The organism is Synechococcus sp. R5-13 (assembly GCF_047462015.1).
Taxonomy (GTDB): Bacteria; Cyanobacteriota; Cyanobacteriia; order Thermostichales; family Thermostichaceae; genus Thermostichus.
Genome location: NZ_JANSIL010000140.1, coordinates 1 through 7309, shown reverse-complemented (window position 1 = coordinate 7309; position 7309 = coordinate 1). Strand labels below are relative to the sequence as shown.

General features: G+C 57.9%; 7 protein-coding genes. 4 read left to right on the top strand and 3 right to left on the bottom strand.

All coding sequences use genetic code 11. From position 1 onward, the window contains the following. Positions 1-46 precede the first annotated feature (46 nt). The 3 genes from NW840_RS10695 to sufR all read right to left on the bottom strand — a co-directional run bounded on the left by NW840_RS10695 (position 47) and on the right by sufR (position 2639). A complete protein-coding gene (locus NW840_RS10695; RefSeq protein WP_414344188.1) occupies positions 47-421 on the bottom strand; it encodes a dihydroneopterin aldolase in 375 nt (124 codons plus the stop codon). Positions 422-562: 141 nt separating this feature from the next. Then, a complete protein-coding gene (locus tag NW840_RS10690) occupies positions 563-1633 on the bottom strand; it encodes a 3-deoxy-7-phosphoheptulonate synthase (protein ID WP_414332215.1) in 1071 nt (356 codons plus the stop codon). Between the two features lie 289 nt (positions 1634-1922). Further along, positions 1923-2639 carry an iron-sulfur cluster biosynthesis transcriptional regulator SufR gene (gene sufR / locus NW840_RS10685; RefSeq protein WP_414344186.1) on the bottom strand — a complete coding sequence of 239 codons (717 nt, stop codon included), beginning with the start codon at positions 2637-2639 and terminating at the stop codon, positions 1923-1925. Positions 2640-2818: 179 nt separating this feature from the next. Between sufR and sufB the strand changes: the two genes are divergently transcribed. From sufB to sufD, 4 genes are all read left to right on the top strand, one after another. Continuing rightward, positions 2819-4255 carry a Fe-S cluster assembly protein SufB gene (gene sufB, locus NW840_RS10680; protein ID WP_099883711.1) on the top strand — a complete coding sequence of 479 codons (1437 nt, stop codon included), beginning with the start codon at positions 2819-2821 and terminating at the stop codon, positions 4253-4255. 244 nt (positions 4256-4499) lie between these two features. Continuing rightward, entirely contained in the window at positions 4500-4898 is a 399-nt protein-coding gene (gene mscL, locus NW840_RS10675; RefSeq protein ID WP_414344182.1) for a large-conductance mechanosensitive channel protein MscL, read from the top strand. A gap of 97 nt (positions 4899-4995) precedes the next feature. Then, positions 4996-5811 (top strand): Fe-S cluster assembly ATPase SufC, encoded by an 816-nt coding sequence (gene sufC / locus NW840_RS10670; protein WP_414344180.1) that lies wholly within the window; start codon positions 4996-4998, stop codon positions 5809-5811. Continuing rightward, on the top strand, positions 5808-7109 hold the full coding sequence (gene sufD / locus NW840_RS10665) for a Fe-S cluster assembly protein SufD (protein ID WP_414344178.1): 1302 nt from the start codon (positions 5808-5810) through the stop codon (positions 7107-7109). Before sufC ends, sufD begins: the two co-directional genes overlap by 4 nt. The last annotated feature ends 200 nt before the right edge of the window (positions 7110-7309 follow it).

Below are 7309 nucleotides of genomic sequence, written 5' to 3'. Positions count from 1 at the left end.
TGCGACTGGGACACCTTGAGCTTACAGGAGACGGTCAGGACTTGGGTCATGGTTCTATCGTAACTTCCGCCTTCCTCCCGACACTGACCCTACGGGTACAGTGCGGGGCTCCTGCGATTTCTAGCTGATTGCTTTTCACCAGTTCCGCAATCCCGGCCACTGCAGAACGGTAGTCGAGGCTATCACACAGTTGGCCGCTGAGAGCAGCCGGGCGCAGATCCGCCCACAACTCGAAATCCACCTCAAACCATTGCCCCAAAGCCCGTTCCGCCTCATCAAGGCCGGTATAACCGTAGTAGCGCAGGCCGGAGACGATCAGCCGATCCCGCAACTGCTCAGGGGGTTGCCGAGGGATCCGATCGGGATCCGGATAGGGCTGCTGACCGTCGCTGCTAACACTGGTGGGGATCTGTAGCTCCATCACAACCTCCCAGCTCGACCTGGAGACCCTATCCCGCAGGGCCTGGCGAAACAACGAAACCTTGGCTCGACCTTAGGAGCCGGTTGCCCCCTGTTCCCATTTCCTTTTTGATTCTTTAACAAACTCCGGGATCCCCATCCCTCAATGGCTGAGGGCCAACGCTCTCCCCTCTACGGTCGCTGCCATCTCCCACAACAGATCTTCCGTCTCTTCCCAGCCGATGCAGCCATCGGTGATGGAAACCCCGTACTGGAGCGGCGCCCCTTCCTGCCAGGTTTGCTTGCCCGGGTAGAGGTTGCTCTCCAGCATCAGCCCCATCAGAGCCCGCTGCCCCGCCTGGTACTGCTGTAGCACCGCTCGACAGACGGATCCCTGGTTGCGGTAATTTTTGTGGGAGTTGTCATGGGAGCAGTCCACCATCACCGAGCGAGGGATCCCTTGATCCTTCATCAGCAGTGCCGCCCGCGCCACATCTTCCGGGCCGTAGTTGGTCTTGCCCCCTCCCCCCCGCAACACAATGTGTCGATCCGGGTTGCCGGTGGTTTTTACCAAAGCCGTCATGCCATCTTGGCCGATGCCCAGGAAACTGTGGGGATGGCTGGCGGAGAGAATGGCATTGAGCGCAATTTCCAGCCGCCCGTCGGTGCCGTTTTTGAAGCCCACAGGCATGGAGAGGCCGCTGGCCATTTCCCGGTGAGTTTGGCTTTCGATGGTTCTGGCGCCAATGGCCGCCCAGCTCACCAGATCTGCCGTGTACTGAGGGGTCACCGGATCCAGCATCTCGGTAGCACAGGCCAGGCCCAGCTCGTTGATCTGCAAGAGAATGGAACGGGCCAGTTGCAGGCCGGTGGCAATGTCGCAGGAGCCATCCAGGTGGGGATCGTTGATCAGGCCCTTCCAGCCCACCGTGGTGCGGGGTTTCTCAAAATACGTGCGCATAACGATCACCAGGTGCTCCCGAGTTTGGTCGGCCACCCGCTTGAGGCGATGGGCATACTCCAGAGCCGCTGCGGGATCGTGGATGGAACAGGGGCCGACGATCACCACCAAGCGATGGAGATCCCGTCCGTGGATGATGTCGCGGATGGCTTGCCGAGTGGAGAGCACCACCTGGGCTGCCGTTTCCGTAAGGGGCAGCTTGGCCTTGACAGCAGCAGGGGCAATCAAGGGAGTCACCTCTTGGATGTTGCAATTGTCGGTTTGGGGGGGCATGGAACTGTCCTTAGTGTGCAAGTGGGTGGATGGGGTCGTCGAGCCATCAAAAAAGCCCTGGCGCTGGGCTCAGGGCTTCAGGACTGACTCGGGTAAACCTAGGTCTTTAGTTTACGCGCCACCCTTCCGCCCTGGTCGTTGCCAGGGAAAGGTAAAGTAGCCAAAAAAGGAAGCGCGCCAGACCATGCGGAGAGCAAACTTAAAACCTGTACGAGATAACTATACCCGAAAAAACCTCGTTTGACACCTCAGGGATCCGGTTTCCTGGCGGAGAGACCAGCGGGAAGTCTTAAGCCGACCGAGCCGCCGGCTTGGCAATCCAGTAGCCGCAGGGGTGTTCTCCCTGCACCTGCCAGGTGATGCGCTCTACTCGGCAATCGGGCAAGGCGGCAGCAAACATCTCCAGCTCGTGGCCGCAGACGCTGGGAAAGGTGTGGGCAATCTGGGCAATGGCGCAATTGTGCTCGACCAACACATACTGCTCGACGTAAGGCTCGGATCCCTCTGCTGCCATCGGCACAGTCAGGTCGGCAGGATAGGGGTAGTACTCCGCCATGTAACCCTCTGCCTGGCGCAACTGCACCAAACGCTCCAGCCGCTCCCGCAGGGATCCGGATCCCAGTTGGGCCTGATACTCCCGGGCTTTGCGCTGCCACTGGTGGTGGAGAAGGGATCCCATCTGCTCGGATCCCAGAGTTTCGGCCAGGGTGTTGAGCAGACCAAGGGCAAACTCATCGTAGCTGGCGGGAAATTGCTCTTCTCCCAAGGGACTGAGCTGATAGAGATGCTGGGGGCGGCCTAGGCCATTGGGTTGAGCGATATGTTGGATCAACCCCTCTGCCTCCAGATCCTTGAGGTGGCGGCGGATGGCCTGGGGAGAAATGCGCAGGTGCTCTGCCAGCGTTTGGGCGTTGGCCTGCCCCGCCTTGCGCAGGTAGACCAAGATGGCCTGCTTACTCGAAGCGGGTTGAGCGACCTGCCCGGTGATCTTGCGCGTGCTGTCCACCCTCGCCCTCCTGGTTAGACTGGGTTAATCGGCTGCCGCTGCCAGCACAGCTCTCTGCTATTTTGACAACGGGATCATTGCTAAAGTAACCTGAGGATCAGTTAAACAACAACTCTGTTGTTTTATTTGGCCATCTGTCTTAGTCGCGTTTCTACCCTGTCACTACCCGAGAGCCATCCATGTCTACGAGCGTCCGCGCCCTGGTCAACCAGCCCTACAAGTACGGCTTTGTAACCGACATCCCCTCTGAGTCGATTGGCAAAGGCTTGAACGAAGAGGTGATTCGGCAGATCTGGGCCAAGAAAGGGGAGCCGGACTTTATGCTAGAGTTCCGGCTGCGGGCCTACCGCCAGTGGCTGAAGATGAGCGAGCCCACCTGGCCCAACGTCAGCTACCCGCCCATTGACTACCAAAACATTGTCTACTACTCGGCCCCCAAGGTGCAGCCCAAGAAAAAGAGCCTGGACGAAGTGGATCCGGTGCTGCTGGAGACCTTCGAGAAATTGGGGATCCCCTTGTCTGAACAGAAGCGGCTGGCCAATGTGGCGGTGGATGCCATCTTCGACAGCGTTTCGGTAGCCACCACCTTCCGGGAAAAGCTGGCCAAGGAAGGCGTGATCTTCTGCTCCATGTCGGAGGCACTGCGGGAGTATCCGGAGCTGGTGCGCAAGTACTTGGGCAGTGTGGTTCCCATTGCTGATAACTACTACGCGGCGCTGAACTCGGCAGTGTTCAGTGATGGATCCTTTGTCTATGTGCCCAAAGGGGTGCGCTGTCCCATGGAGCTTTCCACCTATTTCCGCATCAACAACGGCGAATCGGGCCAGTTTGAGCGCACCCTGATCATTGCCGACGAGGGATCCTACGTCAGCTACTTGGAAGGGTGTACTGCCCCCATGTTCGACACCAACCAACTGCATGCGGCGGTGGTGGAGCTGATCGCCCTAGACAATGCCGAAATTAAATACTCCACGGTGCAGAACTGGTATGCCGGCGATGAAAACGGCAAAGGGGGCATTTACAACTTTGTAACCAAGCGCGGCCTGTGTCAGGGGGCCAACTCCAAAATCTCTTGGACGCAAGTGGAGACCGGCTCGGCCATCACTTGGAAATATCCTAGCTGCGTGTTGGTGGGGGAAAACTCGGTGGGCGAGTTTTACTCGGTTGCCCTAACCAACAACTACCAGCAGGCCGATACCGGCACCAAGATGATTCACGTGGGCCGCAACACCCGCAGCAAAATCATTTCCAAGGGCATCTCGGCGGGACACTCCAAAAACAGCTACCGCGGCCTGGTCAAAATCGGGCCGAAAGCAGAAGGGGCCCGCAACTTTTCCCAGTGCGATTCCATGTTGATTGGGGATCAGTGCAGCGCCAACACCTTCCCCTATATTGAGGTGCAAAACAACACCGCCAAAGTGGAGCACGAAGCTTCCACCTCCAAGATTGGAGAGGAGCAATTGTTCTACTTCCAGTCCCGCGGGATCGGCATGGAAGATGCCGTGTCCATGATCATCAGCGGCTTCTGCCGAGAAGTGTTCAACCAACTGCCGATGGAGTTTGCCGTAGAAGCCGATCGGTTGCTGAGCCTGAAGTTAGAGGGATCCGTCGGCTAGGGGATTGCTCCCAATGCGAAGCTGAGCAAGTGGGCGAGGCCGCTGACACGCTGTGGGAGCAGGCGCTGCCATTTTCAGGAGAAGGGTAAGGGGTTAGGTAACTCCCAAGGCAGAGGGCTGTGATCCCCTGAAGCCAGAGGCGGCCCAAGGGCTTGGCGACGTTGCAAACAGCGCATGGATGCAGGGGGGGAGAGGGGATAATCAAGGAGTTTTGAACCGTAAGGCTAGGCAGGAGAAGTTCCCCATGAGGGCATTTCTGGAGGAGTTCAAAAACTTTATTAGCCGGGGCAATGCCTTAGATTTGGCTGTTGGCGTTGTTATTGGAGGTGCTTTTGGGAAGATTGTGACTTCTTTTGTAGCAGATCTGTTTACTCCAGTTTTAGGCTTGATGATTGGTGGAGTGAGCTTCCAGAACTTGGTCTGGAAAATCGGTGGAAGTCCTGAAGACCCAGTTACGATTAACTACGGCAGCTTTCTGCAAGCTGTGTTTGATTTTGTGATTATCGCTTTTGCCATCTTCTTACTGGTGAAGGCGATCAACACCCTACAGCGAAAGGAGGAAGAATCTCCTCCCACATTGCCCCCACCAGAAGTGGTTTTGCTGACAGAGATCCGGGATATCCTCAATCGCCACTCCCAATAGAGCTATAGGGGATCCTTAGGCCCAAAATCCAAACCTGGTTTAGGGATCCCTTAACCTTCCAATCCCTGCCCTTCAGTGGCAACTCTAGAGTCTAGCTATGATCTGCGAAAACAGCCCTGTTATCTTATCCGTTCGAGATCTCAGCGCCGAGATCGATGGCACCCCCATTCTCAAGGGGTTGAGCCTGGAAATTCGCGCCGGAGAAATCCACGCCATCATGGGCCCCAATGGTTCTGGAAAAAGCACTTTTTCCAAGATCTTGGCTGGCCACCCCGACTACCGGGTGACAGGAGGCGAGATCCTCTATCTGGGCAAGAATCTTCTGGAAATGGAACCGGAGGAGCGGGCTTGGGCAGGGATCTTCTTGGCGTTTCAATACCCCATCGAGGTTCCGGGGGTGAGCAACTTGGATTTCCTGCGCGCCGCCTACAACGCTCGCCAGAAATATCGGGATCAGCCGGAACTGGATGCTCTGGATTTTGACGACCTGGTACGGGAAAAGTTGGATATTGTCAAAATGGATCCCGTTTTTTTGGAGCGCTCTGTGAACGAGGGCTTTTCCGGCGGCGAGAAAAAGCGCAACGAGATCCTGCAAATGGCGGTGTTGGAGCCCACGCTGGCCATTTTGGACGAGACGGATTCCGGTCTGGATATCGACGCGCTGCGCATTGTGGCCCACGGCATCAACCGACTGGCCGGCTCTGAGAATGCCATGCTCTTGATCACCCACTACCAACGCTTGCTGGACTATGTTACCCCCGACTACGTGCACGTGATGGAGGGGGGTCGTATCGTCATCAGTGGGGACAAGACCTTGGCGCTGGAGCTGGAGGAACGGGGCTACGACTGGATCAAAACTCAGTCGGGTCAAGAACCGGCAGCTGCGACATCTCGGCAGGAGAAAGAGGGATGAGCGCCACCTTGCCCAAACCTTTTGCCCCAGAGAGCCGCCTATTCCTGGAGCACATCCTCGGCCAAATCCCGGAAAGGCAGGATCCCTACACCACCCTTAGGCAGCAGGCCCGCGCCCAATTGGCCGAACTGGGGATCCCGACCCCACGGGAAGAAGATTGGAAATACAGCGATCTCTCGCCGCTGCTGGCCCACGAGTTTCGCCTGGCTGTCGCGGCGGATCCGGCTCTGGATGCGGCAACCCTAGAGCCCTGGCTTTGGCCGGAAGCCAGCTATAGCCGCGCCGTGTTCGTCAACGGCTACTTTGCCCCCCAGCTTTCTGATTTGAGCGGCCTGCCCACCGCTTTGCAGGTGATCCCTTTAGCCCAAGCCCCAGGGGAGTTGCTGCAAACCCTGGCCAAGACGGATGTGTTTACGGCCCTCAACACCGCTCATCTGGGAGATGGGATCCAGATTGGCCTACAGCCCGGCCAGGAAGTTCCGTCACCGCTGCACCTGCTGTTCATAACGGTGGCTCCTGAGGGAGAGGCCGTTTTGGCCCAGCCCCGCTGCCTGCTGTCTTTGCAAGCCCACAGCTCCCTCACGCTGATCGAAGATCATGTATCCCTGGGATCCGGGATCCCCTTTGGCAACGCGGTTACGGAGATCGCCCTGGCAGAGGGATCTCGTTTGCACCATGTGATTTTGCAAAGGCAGGGATCCCCAGCCTTCCACATCAACAAGACCGCCGTGCGCCAAAGCTGCGACAGCCACTACCGCCTCCAGGCGATTCAGTGGGGATCCCGGTTTTCTCGCCACAACCTGGAGATCACCCAAGCCGGAGCCCAGGCCCACACCCAACTGCAGGGGCTAACGCTGCTGAAGGGATCCCAGCACAGCGACACCCACTCCCGCCTGGTGCATCAGGCCCCCCACGGCAGCAGCCGCCAATTGCACAAGTGCATTGTGGACGAGACGGCCCATGCGGTCTTCAGCGGACGGATTCTGGTGAGCCGAGAGGCCCAACTGACGGACGCCGCCCAGACCAACCGCAACCTGCTCCTAGGCCCCAAAGCGCGGGTCAACACCCAGCCACAACTGGAGATCTTTGCCGACAACGTCAAGTGTGCCCACGGGGCCACCGTCAGCCAACTGGAGGCGGAAGAGATCTTTTATCTGCAAAGCCGGGGTATTCCCCAAGCTGAGGCCAGGCAACTTCTCACCTGCGCTTTTGCAGCAGAAGTTCTGGAAGGGATCCCGTTGGCTCAACTTCCCGCCCTGGTGGCCCGCCGGTTGGGATCCCATGGATTCAACCAATAGGTTGTTGCTCCCCCATTACCCTCAAGAGTGACCAGACTTGGGCGTAATGGATAGGCAGCAGTAAACTACCCGGCTCCGACCGCTAAGCGGTACGGAGCGGGCTTTCAGTAGCCCTGGGCCTGCTCTGCTTTACCAGAGAACAAAACAGGCCCGAACCTCTAGGCTGGTTTACGACAGCCCCCAAGAGCGCAATCACATTC

Bases quoted from the DNA above. Each gene is read 5' to 3' on its own strand.
- NW840_RS10695 (WP_414344188.1), bottom strand. From the start codon at position 421: ATGGAGCTACAGATCCCCACCAGTGTTAGCAGCGACGGTCAGCAGCCC.
- sufD (WP_414344178.1), top strand. From the start codon at position 5,808: ATGAGCGCCACCTTGCCCAAACCTTTTGCCCCAGAGAGCCGCCTATTC.
- mscL (WP_414344182.1), top strand. From the start codon at position 4,500: ATGAGGGCATTTCTGGAGGAGTTCAAAAACTTTATTAGCCGGGGCAAT.
- sufC (WP_414344180.1), top strand. From the start codon at position 4,996: ATGATCTGCGAAAACAGCCCTGTTATCTTATCCGTTCGAGATCTCAGC.
- NW840_RS10690 (WP_414332215.1), bottom strand. From the start codon at position 1,633: ATGCCCCCCCAAACCGACAATTGCAACATCCAAGAGGTGACTCCCTTG.
- sufB (WP_099883711.1), top strand. From the start codon at position 2,819: ATGTCTACGAGCGTCCGCGCCCTGGTCAACCAGCCCTACAAGTACGGC.